Here is an 18,355-nt window from a genome sequence, read left to right as displayed (position 1 = left end):
CCGACCCGCTGTGGGGAGTCGGGTGCGGCTGGGCGTTCCAGTCCGCGCAGTGGCTGGTGGACGCGGTCGGGGGCGCCGTGGCGAGCCAGGGCGACGTGCTGCCGGGCCTGGCGGAATATGGAAAAACGCACCGCGCGGCGTTTTTCCCGACGCGGCCACCGCCGGTGAGCTGTGGGACAACGCGCTGGCGGGCCGCAGGTCGTTCCGGCGGCTGCCCCCGGAACGCATCCGGCTGTCCGACTACTGGTCCGCGGACCGTACGGCGCCCGACCACTTCTACACGACAGAGGCGGCGCCGTTACGCGACTGGGAGTTCGACCGGCTGCGCTTCAAGGTGGCCGGCACGACCTTCCGCAACACCGACATGGTGCACTGGCTCGCCCTGGAGGTGGCCGCCGAGGCGCTCGCCGACGCCGGGTTCCCCGACGGCAAGGGCGCGCCACACGAGACCACCGGCGTGGTCATCGGCAACTCGCTCACCGGCGAGGGCCAGCGCGCGGCCGGGATCAGGCTGCGCTGGCCGTACGTACGCCGCATCGTCGCCAACGCCCTGGAGGGCAAGCTGGACACCGAGCAGCTCACCGAGCTGCTCGGCCGGATGGAGCACGACTACAAGGCACCCTTCCCGGTGCCCGACGGCGACTACCTGGCCGGTGGCCTGTCCAACACCATCGCCGGACGCATCTGCAACCATTTCGACCTCAACGGCGGCGGCTACGCCGTCGACGGAGCCTGCGCCTCGTCGCTGCTGGCGCTCACCACCTCCTGCAACGCGCTGGTCTCCGGCGACCTCGACGTCGCGGTGGCCGGCGGGGTGGACATCAGCATCGACCCGAACGAGCTGATCGGCTTCTCCAGGGCCGGCGCGCTCGCCGTCGACGAGATGCGCGTGTACGACCAGCGGTCCGCCGGTTTCTGGCCCGGTGAGGGCTCCGGCATGGTCGTGCTGATGCGCGAGGAGGACGCCGTCGCCAGAGGCCACCGTGTCCACGCCCTCATCGCCGGCTGGGGCGTCTCCTCCGACGGGGCGGGCGGGATCACCCGGCCGGAGTCCGACGGCCAGCGGCTCTGCCTCGACCGCGCCTACGAGCGGGCCGGGTTCGGCATCGAGGAGGTGCCGTACTTCGAAGGGCACGGCACCGGCACCGCCGTCGGCGACGCCGCGGAGCTGGAGACGATCTCCGAGGCGCGAAGGGCGGCCGCGCCGGCCGCGCGGCCCGCCGTCATCGGCTCGATCAAGGCGAACATCGGCCACACGAAGGCGGCCGCCGGGATGGCCGGCCTGATCAAGGCGGTCATGGCGGTCAACAGCGCGGTGCTCCCGCCGACCACGGGCTGCGAACGGCCCCACAAGATCCTCTCCGGCGACTCCCCGGCCCTGCGCACCCTCCGCAAGGCCGAACCATGGCCGCAGGACGCGCCGCTGCGCGCGGGCGTCAGCGCCATGGGCTTCGGCGGCATCAACACGCACGTGGTGATCGAGTCTCCGCGCCGGCGCCGCCCCCGCCTGGACGGGCGGACCCGGACGCTCATGAACTCCCCTCAGGACGTGGAGCTGTTCTGCCTGGACGCCGACTCGCCGGCCGACCTGCGGCAGGAGGCGGAGCGCCTCGCGGAGATCGCGGTCGGCCTGTCCCGTTCCGAGCTGCCCGACCTCGCCGCGTACCTGGCCAGGAAGATCGGCCGCCGGGCGCGCCGCGCCGCGGTGGTCGCCGGCACGCCCGCCGCGCTCGCCGAGCGGCTGCGGCAGGTCGCCGAGCTGGCCGGGCAGGGCACGGAACGTCACCTCGACAGCGCGGCCGGGATCTTCCTCGGCACGCTCGGCGAGCTGCCGCGCATCGTGCTGATGTTCCCCGGCCAGGGCTCCGGCACCCGCGCCGACGGGGGCGCGCTGCGCCGCCGCTTCGACTCGGTCGACGAACTGTACGAGATGGCGGCCCTGCCCACCGGCGGCGATCAGGTCGAGACCGCCGTCGCCCAGCCGCGCATCGTGACCGCCTCGGTGGCCGGGCTGCGGGTGCTGTCCGAGCTGGGCGTCGAAGCCGGGACCGCGGTCGGGCACAGCCTCGGCGAGCTCGTCGCGCTGCACTGGGCCGGCTCGTTCGACGAGGCCGCGGCGCTGCGGATCGCCGCCGCCCGAGGACGGGCGATGAGCGAGCTGTCGGAGAGCGGCGGCGCGATGGCCAGCGTCACCGCTGACCACGACACCGTCGCCGCGCTGCTCGGCGACGATCCCGTGGTCGTCGCCGGCCTGAACTCCCCGCGCCAGACCGTGGTGTCGGGCCCCGCCGAGGCGGTGACCCGGGTCGTCGAACGGGCCACCCGCCAGGGCCTGTCGGCGGTCAGGCTCCCCGTCTCGCACGCCTTCCACTCGCGGCTGGTCGCCCCGGCGGCCGACGTCTTCGCGGGCCGGCTGGCCGAAGAGCGGCCGGAGCCCGTCGGCCGGCACGTCATCTCGACCGTGACCGGAGCGCCGGTCGTGGGCGAACCCCTCGAACTGCTGCGCGAGCAGATCACCGCGCCGGTCCGCTTCATCGAGGCGCTCACCGTGGCGGCTAAGGACGCGGACCTGCTCATCGAGGTGGGACCCGGCCTCGTACTGACCCAGCTGGCCCGCGACATCGTCGACGTCCCCGCCGTCGCCACGCGTACCGACGACGACTCCCTGACCGGCATCCTGCAGACGCTGGGCGCGGCGTTCGCCGTCGGCGCCGGGGTGAAGGTCGGCGAGCTGTTCGAGGACCGCTTCACCCGCGCCTTCGACCCGGCCGCGACCCCGACCTTCATCACCAACCTGTGCGAGGTCGTCCCGGAGATCGACTCCGCCCTGCTGGTCAGCGCCGCCGCTCCCACGTCGGCCTCCTCGTCCCTGGACGAGCCCACCGGAGACCCGCTCCTCCTGCTGCGCCGGCTGGTCGCCGAGCACGCCGAGTTCCCGCTGGAGTCGGTGCAGGCGGACAGCAAGTTCCTGGACGACCTGCACCTCAGCTCGATCGTGGTGGGCGAGCTCGTCGGCGAGGCCATGCGCCGTCTCGGCCTGTCCGAGCCCGCCGCGCCCACCGGGTACGCCACCGCGACCCTGGGCCAGGTCGCCGAGACGCTGGAACAGCTGGTCGCGACGGGCGAGGCCCCGGCCGAGGACGCCGAGACGGCGGCGGCCCGCATCGTGCCGCCCGGCATCGCGCCGTGGGTGCACAGCTTCGCCGTCGGGAGACGAGAGAGCACCCCATCGGGGCGTACAACGCCGCGCACCCAGGGCACCTGGCAGGTCATCGGTGAGCATCCCGCCGCCGACGCCGTCCGGACCGCGCTCGAAGCGGCGGCCACCGGCACCGGCGTCCTGGTGGTCCTCCCCTCGGGCCCGCGTGCCGAGCGGCTGGCGGTGCTGCGCGCCGCCGCCGAGGCGGTGCTCGCGGGCAAGGAGGTGACCCGCTGCGCGATCGTCCAGGAGGAGCCCGGCGGGGCCGGTTTCGCCAAGAGCCTGCACCTGGAGGCGCCCTGGGTCGCCACCACCGTTGTGACCCTCCCGCTCGACGCGGCCGAGGCGCCCGCGTGGATCACCGCGGAGGTCGCCGCGACCGACCGCTTCAAAGAGGTCTCCTACGACGCCGACGGCATGGGTACGGAGCCCGTCCTGACACCGGTGGAACTCGGCGGCACCGAGCTGCCGCTCGGCCCCGACGACGTGCTGCTCGTCACCGGCGGCGGCAAGGGCATCACGGCCGAATGCGCGCTGAGCCTGGCCAAGGAGACGGGCACCCGGCTGGCCCTGCTCGGCCGATCCGATCCGGAAGAAGACAGCGAACTGGCCGCCAACCTGGAGCGGATGGCGGCCACCGGAGTGACCGCCCGCTACGTGCGCGCCGACGTCACCGACGCGGCGCAGGTGGCCGAAGCGGTCGCCGCGATCGGACGGCACCTCGGCAAGGTCACCGGCGTCCTGCACGGAGCCGGTGGCAACGTGCCCAAGCTGCTCGGGGAGCTCACCGACGCCGACTACGCGGCCACGATCGACCCCAAGGTCGCGGGGCTCGAAGCGGTGCTCGCGGCCGTCGGAACCGGCGCGCTGAAGCTGCTGGTCACGTTCGGCAGCATCACCGGGCGGGCCGGGTTGCGGGGTGAGGCCCACTACGCCATAGCCAACGAATGGCAGAGCGACCTCGTCGAACGGCTGGCGCGCGAGCTGCCGCACTGCCGATGCCGGGCCGTGGAGTGGTCCCTGTGGTCGGGTGTCGGGATGGGGGAGCGGCTCGGCTCGGTGGAGAACCTCGCCCGGGTGGGCGTCACCACCATCACGCCCGATCAGGGGGTGGCCATGCTCCGCGAGCTGATCGCCGACCCCGGCGCGCCTGTCGTCTCCGTGGTGACCGGCCGGTTCGGCGAAATGCCGACGGTGACGTTCAGCGCCGACTCGGAGGGGGCTTCCCGCTCTGGCAGGGGTGGGAGCGATGATCTGCCGCTGCTCCGCTTCCTGGAGCAGCCGCGCGTCTATTACCCCGGCATCGAGCTCGTCGCCGACTCCGAGGTCAGCTGGGCCAGCGATCCCTACCTCGCCGAGCACGTCTTCGGCGGTGGGGAAGGGGCGGTCGTGCCGGGCACGGTGGGCATGGAGATCATGGCTCAGGCCGCGGCCGGCCTGCTCGGCACGGACACCGTGCCGGTCCTGGAGGACATCGAATTCCTTCGGGCCATCGTCGTGACCGAGGACGCTCCGGTGACGGTACGGGTGGCGGCGCTGCGTACCGGGCCGGGGCGGGTGGTCACGGCGGTTCGTACGAGTACGACCAAATTCCAGATCGACCACTTCCGGGCGGTCTGCGACTACTCCGGCGCCAAGGCTGAAACGCTCGGGCACACCGGCGTCAAGCCCGAGACCCTCGGGCTGGCCCGGCCCGACGACGTGGCGCTGCCGCCGCTGGCCTTCGACCCCGCGACGGACCTCTACGGGCCGATGCTCTTCCACGGCCCGCGCTTCAAGCTCGTCGAGAGCATCCACCGCACCGGCGCCCAGCACGTCACGGGACGGCTCCTCGCGGGCACCGGCTCCTCCTGGTTCGGGCGATATCTCCCCGACCGGCTGCTGCTCGGCGACCCGGCCGCCCGGGACGCCTACATGCAGCCGATGCAGACCTGCGGTCCGACCGTACTGGCCATCCCCGCGGGAGTGGAGCGCATCGTGCCGGGCCCGTCGACCGGCGCGCAGCCGACCGACGTCTACATCCGGCACCGCTTCGACGACAAGTGCTGGGACATCGAGGTCACCGACCGCGACGGCGACGTCATCGAGACCTGGCAGGGCTTCCGGACGCAGCTGGTCAGCAAGTACGAGGTGCCGCGCGAGTGGGGCCCCATGCTGCTCGGCTCGTACCTGGAGCACGTGCTCATCGAGCAGGACCTGGCAGGCCGCGTCCTGTTCGACACCGACGGCGACGGACTGGAGCGGCGGCAGGCCAGCCGGCTGGCCGTCCAGCGGCTGTTCGGGGCCGAGACCGAGGTCGTCTGGCGCCCGGACGGCAAGCCGGAGGTACTGGGCGGACAGACTGTGTCGATCGCGCACTCGGCGGGCGTCACCATGGCGACGACCACTCCGGGGTGCGATCTGGAGACGGTCACGCCCCGGAGCAGGCAGACCTGGTCGACGCTGCTCGGCGCGGACCGGCTCGCGCTGGCCGAGGCCGTCGCGGACGAGACCGGGGAGGACTTCGACACCGCGGCCACGCGGATCTGGACGGCCGCCGAGTGCCTGGTGAAGGCGGGCCGGCCGGTCGACGCCGCGGTGACGTTCGACTCGGCGCGGGAAGGCGGCTGGGTCGGGCTCGTCGTCGGCGATGACCGGATCCTGACGATGTCCACCAGGCTGCGTGGTGTGTCGGCCCCTGTCGTCCTCGCGATCCTGGCCGCGACCGACCCGAACGCCGGCAAGGCGGGTGAGCTCCGATGACCGGGGACGCCTACGAGTACCGGCACGTCGTGGGCATCGAGGACACCGACCTGCTCGGCAACGTCAACTACGTCAACTACATCCGCTGGCAGGGCCGCGCCCGGGAGATGTTCCTACGGGACTTCGTCCCCGACGTGGTGGCCGGTTTCGCCGACGGGGTACGCCTGCTGACCGTGAGCTGCCACTGCGACTACCTGCGGGAACTGGCGGTCTTCGACGAGGTGGTCATCAGAATGCGGCAGGGAGAGCTGGGCCAGACCCAGTCGGTGATGACCTACGAGTACTGGCGTCAGCTCCCGGACGGAGGAGAGGAACTGGTCGCCACCGGGGAGCAGCGGATCGCCTGCGTACGTCCCGACGAGAACGGCCACCTGGCTCCGGCCCGGATCCCGGAGCAGATGCGGCGCCTGCTCGAACAGGTACGCAGTCGCCGTTGATCTTTACGCCGGTCGGTCCTTTTGCCGGTCAGACCTCATACCGGTTGATCCTCATGCCGGTCGGTCCTTTTGCCGGTTGATCCGTATGCCGAAGGAGTGTCGATGCACGCTGTTTCCGCCACCGCCCGCTGGACGGCGGCCGCCAGGGCGAAGGAGTCGCGACGCGATGACGCGATCTTCACCGACCACCTGGCCGAGGAACTCGCCGGAGAGGAGGGCGCGACCCTCTTCGCCCGCTACGACAACCCGGGCGTCGGCGAGTTCATCGCCATCCGGACCCGCTACCTGGACGACGTGATCTCCGTACGCTCCGGCTGTGCGCCTGCGCCTCGGCCGAGCAGTCGAACCGGTGGGGCGGATCGCCTCGGACAGGTCGTGCTGCTGGCGGCCGGCTTGGACACGCGCTCCGTACGACTGACGTGGCCTCCGGAGACCGTGCTGTACGAGATCGACCAGGCCGACCTGCTGGAGGAGAAGGACAAACGGCTCGCCGAACTCGGCGCCCAGCACCGCTGCGCTCGCCGGGCCGTCGGCACCGACCTGACTGGCGCCTGGCCGCAGGCGCTCAGGGAGGCCGGCTGGGATCCGGCGGCGCCGACCCTCTGGGTGGTCGAGGGGCTGCTGTTCTACATGCCGGAGTCCGACGCTCGTGGGCTGGTGGAGCGGGTCGCGGAGATCACGGCTCCCGGGAGCGTGCTCGCCGGGGATCTGCTCAGCCATCAGTCGATGATCAGCGAGTTCTCGCGGGAGGGCCTGCGCAGGCTGACGGAGGACGGCTGCCCGTGGCTGTTCGGCACGGACGAGCCGGAGGAGTTCCTGTCCGGGTGCGGCTGGCGGGTCACGGAGCTGAAGACCCCTGGGGAGGAGGGCGCCTCGTACGGCCGGTGGCCGTGGGATCCGCCGCTGCCCCGGGACGTCATGGGCTTCCCCCGGAACTTCCTGTTCATCGCGGACCATTGACGTACATGCTCATCGCGCTCCATTGATGTACGCGCTCATCGCGGACGCTGACGTAAATGCATCGCGGACGCCGACGTAAATGCTCATCGCGGACCGCTGACCAGCATGGTCGCGCGGTGATCGTGGAGTGATCGTTTGATCACATTCGGTACTGGCCATTTGCGCCCGTAGGTACCCTTGGCCTGTGGCGGGTGCCTCTGACCAGCCACGAAGCACCATTCCCCCTCAGATCACCGGCCGGTGCGGCTGCCATCACGTTGAGTTCGCAGCGTTCAAAGTGTCTCCTCAGCCGCCCCAACTGATAGGAGACTTGTGTTCAAGGCAATCAGCAGGCGATCAATGGCGCTGGCCACCCTCATGGCTCTAGGGCTCGCACTGATCACCACCGCCACGGCCGCTGCGGGCGTGAACCACGCCGCCATCATCGGAGGTAGGGACGCGACGGAGACCTACTCGTTCATGGCGTCCTTCCGGCTGAGCGAAGTGCCCAACCACCACTGCGGCGGCGCCCTCATCGCCCCCGACTGGGTCGTCACCGCCGCCCACTGCAAGGGCCTCATGAGACCCGGCGAGACCCGCGTACGCATCGGCTCCCTCGACCGGGACAAGGGCGGAGTCGTCGCGCGCGTGAACCGGATCGTCACCCATCCCGACTGGAGCGGCCGCGACTCGGACGGGGAGCGCAAGGGCGACCTGGAGCTGATCCAGCTGGACCGGCGAGTGAACCTCGCCCCCATCCGCATCGCCGACAGCCCCGGCCAAGTGGGCGACCCGAGCCGGGTCATCGGCTGGGGCATGACCTGCGAGAGCATGGCGAGATGTGAGAACGGTTCCGAGAAGCTGCAGGAACTCGACACCGTACGCGTACCCGACAAGCGTTGCGTCGACCTCAACAGCGGCACCGAGCTGTGCACCAGCGACAGCGCCGGCCGCGCGGCCAGCGCCTGCCACGGCGACTCCGGCGGCCCGCAGATCCGCAAGATCGCCGGCCGGTGGGAGCTGATCGGAGCCACCTCGCGCGACGGTGACGACGTGGACGAGCGGATGGGCGGCGGCGCCGGCTGCTCCACCAACCCCGACGGCGGACCGGGGGTCGGCGTCTGGACGGACGTGACCCACTACCGCTCGTGGATCACCCGCACCATAGAGGCGTGATCCACTACCGCTCCTGAACCACTCGCACTGTCGGGCAACACGCCTCCGCGAAGCAGCCAGGCGGCGCCGCCTGACCACGCCGCTTCCAGGTCACGCGCGCGCCATTTGGCTCCCCCTCTATGGGGGGCGGGCTCCCCCGAGCGGGGGAGTCCGGGCGGCCCGCGTGGCTGGCAGAGTCGTCGCCCATGAGGACGATGGGTTACGCGGCCATGGGCTGGACCGGGCTTTACGTGGTGTCGAAGGTGTTCTTCGCCTTGGAGGGGCGACTGGGGGTCACGGGTGGCCCGCACGTCGCCCCCGAGAGCTACCAGAGCTACGGACCGGGCGAGGTGGCGTCGGCTCAGTGGGCCAACGCCGGGAGCGGGGTGCTGATCATCGTGCTTCTACTGGCAGCCCAGGTACGTTTCGACAGTCGCTGGCCGCGCTTGGTCCTGCTCGTCCTGCTGTGGCTGTGCACGGCGATGGCGGCGGTGGGGGCGGTCGGCATGCTGGGCGGCGCGCTGCTCACTGACCGTGGCGGCGCGGTGTTCGGCGGCTATTGCACGGTCTGGGCCGTGCTCCTCTTTCTAGCCACGCGTGAGCTCCAGCGCCGTCCTCTCCGGGTCGCGGCATGAAGCGTGGGGGCGCCCGTCCGGGGCCGGGAGCGCCGTCGGCGGCAGGTCTCGTGTAAGGCAGATATAAAGATCAGGCCCTGTAGATGTCCCTCGATGTGCGTGCCCGAAACCATTCTGGCGGTGTGCCTGGATGCGAGGAACGGCCGGTGTTGTCGCTCGTCAGGGCCCGATCTTGCTCTCGCAGGGCGCATCCCACCGCCCTGGGGCTCCAGATGTTACAGAAAATGCGTTCGAATTTTGAGTGATCTTTCTCATATTGTCCCCTTGGTCGGGCGAGGATATTGATCTTGTGTCATGTCAACTCATGCCTGATTGAGGGTGTTAGTGAGCGAGTTACCACGTACAACGAGAGCGGGCGGGAAACCGCCCCGGCACATCACCCTGGCGACGGTGCTCACGGTGGCAGCATCGCTGCTGGTGGCGGGAACGGTGACCTCGGCCATGGCCGATCCGGGACCGATCGGCACACCTGGGAGCGCTCCCGCTTCCACGAAGACCATCTTCCCCCACCCGGACGATCCGGACGCGCCCCTGCGTGCCGCACTCCAGGAGGCGAAGCAGCGCAACGAGACGATCCCCGTCGAATCAGCCTTCACCGAGACCTCACGCACGTGGGCGTACCCGGACGGACACCTGGCGACAGACTCGTACTCCGGCCCGGCATAGCTCAAGCAGGGCGACGGCTCGTGGCAGTGGATCGACACATCCCTGGTCGAGCAGAATGGGGTGCTACGGCCCAAACGCGCCAAGGGCGGCGTGCGCCTGTCGACCGGCGGCACACAACCTTTCGCGACCATGAAGCTGGGCAGGGACCGTTCGTTCGGGCTGTCCTGGCCGACGGCGCTGCCCCACCCTCAGATCAAGGGCAACGTAGCCACGTACGTAGGAGCCGCGGGCCCATCGGCGGACCTTGTAATGACGGCCCTACCTACCGGATTCCGGCACGACATCGTGCTACGCGAACGGCCGACTGGAGCGGTCGAGTTCCGCATCCCGGTGCAGGCCCGCGGCCTCGACCTCAAGACGACCAAGTCCGGTGGCCTCTCGCTGACGGCCGCAAAGGGCAAGCAGGTGGCGTCGGCGCCGACACCGCTGATGTGGGACGCGGCATCCGACAAGCCGAGCGCTGAGCACCCCGGTCGCCAGACCAAGATCAACACGACGGTCGAGGGCAAGGACGCATCGACCGTACTGGTGCTCAAGCCGGACGCCGCGTGGCTGGCCGACCCGGCCACCCAGTACCCGGTCACAGTGGATCCCACCACGACCCTGGGAGTGACCAAAGAGGTCGGGGTCCGCTCTCCCGACGAACAGCGCGCCCCCGGCGTCGTGAGCCGGTCGAACTGGAAGGAGTGCTCAGGTACGGGCTGTACTCCCGCCTATAAGGAGCGCATCGGCCGGACGTTGATGGCGTTCGACACGGCGTCGATCGCGGGGCGGCAGGTGGTCAAGGCCACGATGCAAATGCAGTTGCGTCTGGACGTCATCAACTGCAGTGAGTTCCAGGGAATCGCCGCGCAGCGCATCACCGAAGCCTGGGACCCTGACGAGGTCTGGTGGGATGACCAGCCGGCCAGCACCGGGGAGGGACGCGCCTCGATCGATCCCTGCTCACTGCCGCGTACGGCCGGAGCGGTGTGGAGCTGGGACCTGACCACGATGGCCGGGCTGTGGGCCTCAGGCACCCCCAACCACGGACTGACGCTCAAGCTGACGCAGGAGAGTCCGGTCACGAAGAACTTCGGTGAGGACTTCACGTTCTATCCGAAGTCCTCCACCAGCGGTACGCCGCCGAAGCTGAGCGTCGACTGGGTGCTGCCGCCCGAGATCCCCACGGTGAGCGCCGAGTCAATCGACTCGATGAGCGGCAACGACGCCATCGCGCGCAGCACCAACGTCAAGGTGTCCTACAACTCGCGCGTCCCTGAGGCGACCAACCTCGACTACACGGTGACGGTCAACGACTCGACCATGGCCCCGCCGGCGCCACAGCTGCCCACCGGGGAAGCGGCCTACTACAAGCTCGATGAGGCCTCGGGTGCTACCGCCACGGACTCCGCCGGCACCGCACCCGCGACTCTGACCGGTTCGTACACCCGCGTTCCCGGACAGCTCGGTCAGGCCGTCAAGATGACCGGCGGCGCGTACGCGGCCACCACCAAGCCGGTGATCAACACCAACCAGAGCTTCACCGCAGCCGCCTGGGTGCGCCTGGACAGCAGCACCGCCGACCAGGCCATCTTCTCGCAGATGGGCGTCAACTGGCCCGGCTTCACCCTGGCCTACACCACCTCCGACGCTCCCGAATACGATCAGCGTTGGTTGCTGTCCATGGTCACCCAGGACATCCCCGACGCGATCCACGAGCGCGTCATCCAGTCCAAGAACCTGGCGAAGATCGGCCAGTGGACGCACGTGGCCGCCCAGTACGACGCCACCGCCCACAAGGTCCGCCTGTTCGTGGACGGCGAGCTGGCCGCCGAGGGTGATCACACTGTGGACTGGAACGCCCGCGGCAAGTTCCAGATCGGCCGCGGCCTGATCCTCGAAGGCGACGGCAAGCTCGAGGGCGCGGTGGACGACATCCACGTCTACCAGCGCGTGCTGAGCGCTGCCGACATCCGTACTATGGTCGGCGTCCCGACCACCACCACGCACAACAACATCCCCTCAGGCCAGGTGCTGGACAAGGTGTTCACCTTGGACAACCCGGCCAGCTTCAAGTTCGTGGTCAAGGCATGCCGCAGCGGCGTCGTACCGCCCTCGTGCAACGAGAGCCCGGCCTACCGGATCACCTCGGACGCGCCGATGCTGCCGAGCGACACCGAGACCGGCATGGCGGATCCCGCGCAGCCGATCCTGTCCGGCATGGTCAACCGGCCGTCCGGCGGTGCGGTCACGGCCAAGTACTACCTGTACGACAACACAGGCGCACCGGTCGGTTCAGCGCCGCTGGGTACTCGTACGGTCAACGGCGGCGAACGGGCCTCGTTCCAGGTCCCCGCGAACACTGTGCAGCCGGGGCGTACGTACAAGTGGCAGATGATCGCCTGCGCAACGGGGCCTGGCTCGTCCAACCCCGGCCCTGACCCAACACCCAACCCAACGCCGACCCCAACACCCACTCCCACGCCGACCCCAACACCCACTCCCACGCCGACCCCGACACCGAATCCGACGCCGAGTGGCCTGGTTGCCGCCTACGGCATGGACGCAGGCACCGGAACCGCCGTCGCCGATAAAACCGGCACCAACAACGGCACCTCCACCAGCACCTCCTGGGTGGCCGGCAAGTACGGCAAGGCCCTGTCCTTCAACGGCACCTCCAACTGGGTCACCGTCAACCACTCACCCTCGCTGAAGATGACCAACGCTCTGACCTTGGCGGCCTGGGTCAAGCCCAGCGCCGTCGATGGCTATCGCACCGTCATGGGCAAGGACAACGCGACGCTCGACGAGGTTGGCTACGGCCTGTTCGCCTCCAACGGGTCCACTCCCATGGGGCTACTGGCCACCGCCGACACTTTCGGTTCGGTCCCAGGAAGCGGATCGCTGCCGGTCAACACCTGGAGCCACCTCGCCGTCACCTACGACGGCACAACGGCCCGGCTGTACCTCAACGGCACACAGGTAGGCCAAAGCCTCGTCACGGGCAGTCTGCTCGACGACGGCGGTGCCTTCCACATCGGCGGTAACACCGCGTACGGCGATTACTTCAAGGGAGCGATCGACGAAGTACGCGTCTACAACCGCGCGCAAACCGCCGCTGAACTCACCACCGACATGAACACCCCGATCACCGGAACCACTGCCTCAGCAGGTGTCCGGACTACTGTGTCGGTTACTGCGGACAGCCCAGCCAGTGAGGTCTGCACCTCCAAGACCGCTCCCGTCAGCTTCACCACTCCCGGCACACCGCCTGCTGACCCGGTGGAAGACGTTCGGCATCTCACGCTGGGCAAGGACAGCTTCGTCATCAAGACCGCCAAGACAGATCCGACCGCGTGCGGCGGCGCGGCCTGCACCGTCGCCGACAACACCATCATGCGGATTGGAGGCACCGGCGTCGACAAAACCGTGGCCGTCATCGGCTTCAAGCTCGACGAATTGCCTGATGGTGCCGGAGTATCGGAAGGCATCCTCAAGCTCGGTACTCCTGTCTGCCCAGGAGGCACCTGTCCGACAGACGCGGTCATCACCGCCACGCGGCTTAGGAGCACCGTCACTGCGGAAAGCAAGGGGCCCGATCTGGCAAGTGACGCAGATAGCAGCAAACCACCGTATTCCCTGCCGCTGAACGCTTTACAGGCGGATGTTGCCGGAAGCGAATATCAGTGGCTGCTGCTCACGTCCAACAAGGATGAGATCATCGTCTTCGGTGATGCATCAGCTGTCGAGCAGCCGTCGCTAGCGCTTACCTACCTTCCTGCGGGGCCACCCAGCAAGGTGCTCAACCTCACCGCTCAGGCAGGAGACAGCGGCGCCATAGCCAGTTGGGGACTGCCGGAATCCAACGGCAGCGTCGCATTGCTGGACGGCTATGACGTCGAAGTCACCAACAGCAGCGGCAGCGTCGTCAAGACCATGGGCGTGAAGGATCCCTACGCGGCGATATCAGGGCTCGCCAACGGCATTGCCCACACCGTGAAGGTGCGAGCCAAGACGGTCTTCGGCACCAGTGAGTGGGAGGCAGTATCCGTCACCCCCAAGGCTGTGCCCCCGCCTCCAGATCCCGCTCAGCCATGTATTCCATTCCTGGACGAACAGCAGAGACAGGTAAAGGCGGTTGCCGCCTCTGAGTCGGACACGCAGACATACATCGACCGAGTTAAGGCGTACTATCAGGCGCAGGACGCCGTCCTGGAAGGCCGCGCCGGAACGATCTGGGACGCACCAGGGGTTCAACCACAAGACCCGAACACAGCCAAATTGTCGCTGCTGAACGGCGAGCTAGTACAGGAGCGTCGTAGCCTGGAGCGTCTCGCAGCTCAGCACACCGCCTCGACGGTAGCCCTAACCAACCCAATCGTAGTGGCGGCTCCAGACGGTACTGTCCGTGTCATCGCAGAGGTCCAGCGGGCTTGGGAGTTCGCCGGAAGGGCTGCAACCGCAGCACGTTCAACTGACAGTTCACCAGGTGTTGTTCCGCCTGGAGATTTCTCCATTTCGGTGCACGTATTTGACCGGTGCGGAAACATGAACGTGATCGAAGTCCCTTGGGCGAGCTACGAGGATCCCACGGACAGTACGGATTCATGCGGAGGAAAAGTCAACGGCAGCCTGCCGCCAAACGTGGCCGCTACCTCGTCGACGAGTGCATGCGAAGGCGGTGCTGCTGGAGGTAGCGGCGTCCCTGGCCAAGGGTGTAAACCTAAATGGGATACCTCGCATGAACCGACCGCTTGGCAGGTGTGTGAGAAGCCAGGCTACAAAGCGTCCCAAACATTCATTAAAGCCGAATACTCGGGAACCTCGAAGAAGCGGAAAGGATGGGGCGTTACAATTGATGCCGGATCCTCATGGTGGGTTCTCGACAGTCAACAAGACGGGTTCGGCCAGACAATCTGGGACCTTGCGCAGGTGCGTAATTTCCCGACTACCGATCCCGGTTCCTTCTACAACTACATTCGAGTTTGGTCGGCGAACGCCAAGACCAACACTCAGGAAGCGAAATATATCAAGAACAATCTCGAAATAAAATCCGTTGGGGAGGCGTGCTTCCTCAACAATAAATATAAGGCTGAGGTGGGTGGCCAGCTGCAGATCGACGGACTAAAGTCTGGATCGGTCGGAGTTAGCCTTACGATAGCTGGCAGCGCAGAAGTCGCGTGTTCCACCTATGAGCAGGCCGGACCCCCAAAGCCTTCCAATCCTGATCCGGGGGATGACTTCGAGCTCGAAGCGGTGTGGAACCAGAGACGGATAAAGGGCGAGTGCTGGCAGAATCATTTCGATTACTGCTCACTGTCGGCCTACCGACACACATCCAGCGCAGAAATTAAGTTCTGCTATCACATCTCCAAGGGCAACGCTCGCTGTATCCCTTGGACCTCGAACAAATACTATAGCTGGTGGCAAGACTACAGTGGCAGGCGCTATGGCGATAGCTAGCCGCTAACTCCAACTTCGGCCACTGCTGCCCCCTGAATCTCGATGGGAGCAGCAGTGGCCGAGCGCATAAGCGCACGTGAACGAGCAAGAATAACAGGAGTGTAAGAATGGTTATTAATGAAGCCATGCCGTCCGTCATCAGCTTTCTTGCGGCTGGAATAGATGCGCTCCTCTATGCAGTGATTGCCATACCAGCAATTGTTGCGTCAATACTCTGGCTGCGAAATTCGAGAACTCAGCTCGGTGCGCGTACTATGCGCATTAGTTTGATGTCATTAGGCTTGTTTATGATACTCCGCGCAGTCTACATCGCCATTAAATACACCGGCATTCATGAAGTCTTGGATATCGAAGTAAAGGGCGGCATGGGATTGATAATTGCCAGCCTTGTGTGCGCAGTCCTTGAGCGAAATCAGATATCCAGCAGATCCACGCAGTCCGATAGCGATATTAGGGATAAATAGCCAAAGTGTGGCAGCCAAGTCATTGCGTTGGCTGAATTCGTAGAGCCATGGAGGATATCAACCGGTTCCTGCGCGGCTGGGCCGCCTACTTCCGGTTCGGTAACTCCTCCCGCCACTTCAACAAGATCAGGAGCTACGCGCGGATGCGGATGGCGCTCGTGCTTCGCAAACGCCATCGCCGTTCCCGAGGGTTCGGCTGGTCGGTTGTGGCCTTCCAGTCTCCGGATCAACTCGGCCTTGTCACGTTGTCGGGGATCGTCGTCGCACCCAGGCCCTTCCGGGACTGGCGGGGGATGTCGAATGCCAGGCGGTGAACGACGTCGGTGAGCCGTGTGCCGGAGAACGGCATGCACGGTTCGACGAGTGGGGACTGGAAACGGAGCAATGAACCTGGCCACGGTCACTGGGGTGGCGCAACCGACCGGGAAACCGGCGGAACATGAAGGCCCCAAGCCCTACCTCCAGGAGACGCAACCGCGCCAGTCCTCGACCCTACGCGCTCCCAGAAGAGCGCGGGTGAAGCAACTAATCGCCGTGCTCCCCTGAGTGCGCATCCCTTCTATGGGTCCAGCTGTGCAGCCGGCCAGTTGCTTGCTCTTAGCAACTGTCCAATCGCAGAGAAATGGTCAAACGCTGAGCAAGGTGCGGGCGCGGTCCAGGAAGCTGCGAGCTGTCGGCTCAGTCCGGTAAGGGGCCAGCAGTTCAACGAAGTCGCGGATGTGGTCGGTACTGCGCGTAGAGCTGATGTGCTCCGTCAAGCTCAGGGCCTGACCGGCGGAGTCGCAGGCCCGGTCGAGGTCTTTCTGCTGCAGTTGGGCTGTGGCCATCCGCGTGAGGTAGAGAGAGTGGTCGCGTACGTAGCCTGGGCCGTATCCGGCGGCAGCTTCGGTGAATTTCTCCTGTGCTCTGACAGGGTCGCCCAGGTCGAGCAGGCACGAGCCCGTCAGCATGTCCACTTCAGCCCGATCGACCCAGTATGCCCAAGGTGGGTCGTCGTCGCTGGTGCCTTCGTTCAGGCAGTCAACGGCCTGGTTCAGAGCGTGGTAACAGCGGCGGGCATCGCCCGTCTTGGCCAGCGCTCTGGCTTGGCGGGCGTGCAGCATCGCATCGATGGTCGGGGTGCTGCGTCCACGTACTGCGGCTTGAGCCGTGCGGACCATGCTGTCGGCCTCGTGAGGGTTGCCCACGGAGTACTGCTGGATGGCGGCGAAGGCGAGGATGTTCGCGCCCAGTAGACGGTCACCGCTGGTGTGGGCGGAGCGCAGGGCGGCGTGGAAGTAGCGTTGCGCGGCGGCGTGCTGGCCGGCGTCGAAGCGCATCCAGCCGGCCATTCGTGCCAAGTCGGCTGCTTGGGCGTTGAGGCGGATGCCTTGGGCCTGGGTGTAGGAGCTCTCGCTCAGCAAGCGGGTGACCAGCGACAGGTGGGCCTCGGCTTCACCGACCAGGTCGCCGCCGCCCAGAGTGTCATCGGCGCGTTGCAGGTCGGCGATGCGTTCATCAATGCGGCTGATCATCGCGGTGCTGACGCGGCGGCCGGACCCGGTAACGGCGTGGACGATCTCGGGTTCGGTGATCAGCCAGTCGTGGAGAAGCGTGGTCAAGGTGACGCCGGACAAGATGACGAACCCGCGACGGTCCATACGTCCGCTCCTCAGCGAATCAGCTAGGACTTCCACCGTACCCCTGGGGGTCCAGGGATAGTACAGCTCGGGAATGTCGGGCGCGGGTAGCCACAGCGGCCATGGAGCCAGCAGGTGTTCGCCTTCGGGGAGATTGAACACCTTGACGAGGAGTTCCTGTGTGACGACGTCGGGGACTTGGCCGTGCTCCCAGCGCGAGACCGTCTTCTTGCTGGTCGCCACGTTCACGTGCTCGCGACCGCCTGCAACCAGCACCTGCTCGGCGAGGTCCGTTTGTGACCAGCCGCGTAGCTGCCGAGCCTGCGTCAGGCGGTGATGTGCGATGTTCACAGCGCCTCCTGAGAGACCTGGCCGGGCCCTGGGCCCATGGTAACGCTCGGTTGATAGATGGTCAGCAGATCGTCAACATGGCGGCGACCTTCAGGGAGTAGCAGGGGACCGGAGGGGACTTGACACGGCAGTGCGTCCACGCTCAGCGGTCTTCCGCAGCAGGCTGGTCGGGAGTTTCCTATGGGACATGAACGCGCCCGATCGAATCGTGGAGGTTGCCCAATGGGCGGGCTGTTTCTGGCCGAGATCGTATTGCCGGGGGTGACGCGTTCGGTGTCGGTGGCTCGCCGGTGTGTGGGGGAGGTGCTGAGGGTCGCCGGGCATGAGGACGTGGACGATGTCCAACTGGTGGTGAGTGAGCTGCTGACGAACGCTGTGTCGCACACCGCATCCGGTGAGCCTGGCGGGTTCGTCACGGTGGAGGTTGCCTCCCTGGATGCCGCGACGGTCTACATCGAGGTGATCGACGAAGGGGCGGCGGTGACCGTTCCCGAGATGCGTAACGCCGACGTCGGAGAGTGTGGCGGGCGGGGGTTGTGGCTGGTAGAGGCGGTCGCGGTCGGTTGGGGCGTGCGCGATGGGGGTTACCGACGGCAGGTGGTGTGGGTGGAGTGCGCCACGAGGCGCTCTGACATATTCCCGGTTACAGCCGGGAGGGATTTGAAGGGAGATCTCTGGGTCTGATGGCTTACCTGAATCTGAA

11 protein-coding genes are annotated in these 18,355 nt (G+C 67.3%); 10 read left to right on the top strand and 1 reads right to left on the bottom strand.

The window, feature by feature from the left end; genetic code table 11:
- Positions 1-49: 49 nt before the first annotated feature.
- The 9 genes from ACIBO2_RS57170 (at position 50) to ACIBO2_RS57130 (ending at position 15,996) form a co-directional block, all read left to right on the top strand.
- On the top strand, positions 50-5,941 hold the full coding sequence (locus ACIBO2_RS57170) for an SDR family NAD(P)-dependent oxidoreductase (protein WP_397305218.1): 5,892 nt from the start codon (positions 50-52) through the stop codon (positions 5,939-5,941).
- Positions 5,938-6,378, top strand: coding sequence for an acyl-CoA thioesterase (locus ACIBO2_RS57165; protein WP_358549175.1), 441 nt, complete (start codon positions 5,938-5,940; stop codon positions 6,376-6,378). Before ACIBO2_RS57170 ends, ACIBO2_RS57165 begins: the two co-directional genes overlap by 4 nt.
- A 102-nt stretch (positions 6,379-6,480) precedes the next feature.
- Complete coding sequence (locus ACIBO2_RS57160; protein ID WP_358549173.1) at positions 6,481-7,338, top strand: SAM-dependent methyltransferase; 858 nt, start codon at positions 6,481-6,483, stop codon at positions 7,336-7,338.
- Between the two features lie 312 nt (positions 7,339-7,650).
- A complete protein-coding gene (locus ACIBO2_RS57155; RefSeq protein ID WP_397305217.1) occupies positions 7,651-8,493 on the top strand; it encodes a S1 family peptidase in 843 nt (280 codons plus the stop codon).
- Positions 8,494-8,678: 185 nt separating this feature from the next.
- Complete coding sequence (locus ACIBO2_RS57150) at positions 8,679-9,107, top strand: hypothetical protein (RefSeq protein WP_358549167.1); 429 nt, start codon at positions 8,679-8,681, stop codon at positions 9,105-9,107.
- A gap of 390 nt (positions 9,108-9,497) precedes the next feature.
- A complete protein-coding gene (locus ACIBO2_RS57145; protein ID WP_397305216.1) occupies positions 9,498-9,773 on the top strand; it encodes a hypothetical protein in 276 nt (91 codons plus the stop codon).
- 60 nt (positions 9,774-9,833) lie between these two features.
- Positions 9,834-15,218 carry a LamG-like jellyroll fold domain-containing protein gene (locus ACIBO2_RS57140; RefSeq protein ID WP_397305214.1) on the top strand — a complete coding sequence of 1,795 codons (5,385 nt, stop codon included), beginning with the start codon at positions 9,834-9,836 and terminating at the stop codon, positions 15,216-15,218.
- Between the two features lie 107 nt (positions 15,219-15,325).
- The gene (locus tag ACIBO2_RS57135) at positions 15,326-15,682 is read left to right on the top strand and encodes a hypothetical protein (protein ID WP_397305213.1); all 357 of its coding nucleotides are present in this window, start codon (positions 15,326-15,328) and stop codon (positions 15,680-15,682) included.
- Between the two features lie 47 nt (positions 15,683-15,729).
- Entirely contained in the window at positions 15,730-15,996 is a 267-nt protein-coding gene (locus tag ACIBO2_RS57130) for a group II intron maturase-specific domain-containing protein (RefSeq protein WP_358549157.1), read from the top strand.
- 312 nt (positions 15,997-16,308) lie between these two features.
- On the opposite strand, the gene ACIBO2_RS57125 is transcribed toward ACIBO2_RS57130, so the two are convergent.
- A complete protein-coding gene (locus tag ACIBO2_RS57125) occupies positions 16,309-17,544 on the bottom strand; it encodes a hypothetical protein (protein WP_397305212.1) in 1,236 nt (411 codons plus the stop codon).
- A 330-nt stretch (positions 17,545-17,874) separates the two neighbouring features.
- On the opposite strand from ACIBO2_RS57125, the gene ACIBO2_RS57120 reads away from it, so the two are divergent.
- Entirely contained in the window at positions 17,875-18,336 is a 462-nt protein-coding gene (locus tag ACIBO2_RS57120; RefSeq protein ID WP_397305211.1) for an ATP-binding protein, read from the top strand.
- Positions 18,337-18,355 lie beyond the last annotated feature (19 nt).

The sequence above is a fragment of the Nonomuraea sp. NPDC050022 genome (assembly GCF_044460705.1).
Classification (GTDB): Bacteria; Actinomycetota; Actinomycetes; order Streptosporangiales; family Streptosporangiaceae; genus Nonomuraea.
This window is presented reverse-complemented; position numbering and strand designations above follow the sequence as displayed.

Coding starts and splice junctions, on each gene's coding strand:
- ACIBO2_RS57165 (WP_358549175.1), top strand. CDS start 5,938: ATGACCGGGGACGCCTACGAGTACCGGCACGTCGTGGGCATCGAGGAC.
- ACIBO2_RS57160 (WP_358549173.1), top strand. CDS start 6,481: ATGCACGCTGTTTCCGCCACCGCCCGCTGGACGGCGGCCGCCAGGGCG.
- ACIBO2_RS57150 (WP_358549167.1), top strand. CDS start 8,679: ATGAGGACGATGGGTTACGCGGCCATGGGCTGGACCGGGCTTTACGTG.
- ACIBO2_RS57135 (WP_397305213.1), top strand. CDS start 15,326: ATGGTTATTAATGAAGCCATGCCGTCCGTCATCAGCTTTCTTGCGGCT.
- ACIBO2_RS57130 (WP_358549157.1), top strand. CDS start 15,730: ATGGAGGATATCAACCGGTTCCTGCGCGGCTGGGCCGCCTACTTCCGG.
- ACIBO2_RS57120 (WP_397305211.1), top strand. CDS start 17,875: ATGGGCGGGCTGTTTCTGGCCGAGATCGTATTGCCGGGGGTGACGCGT.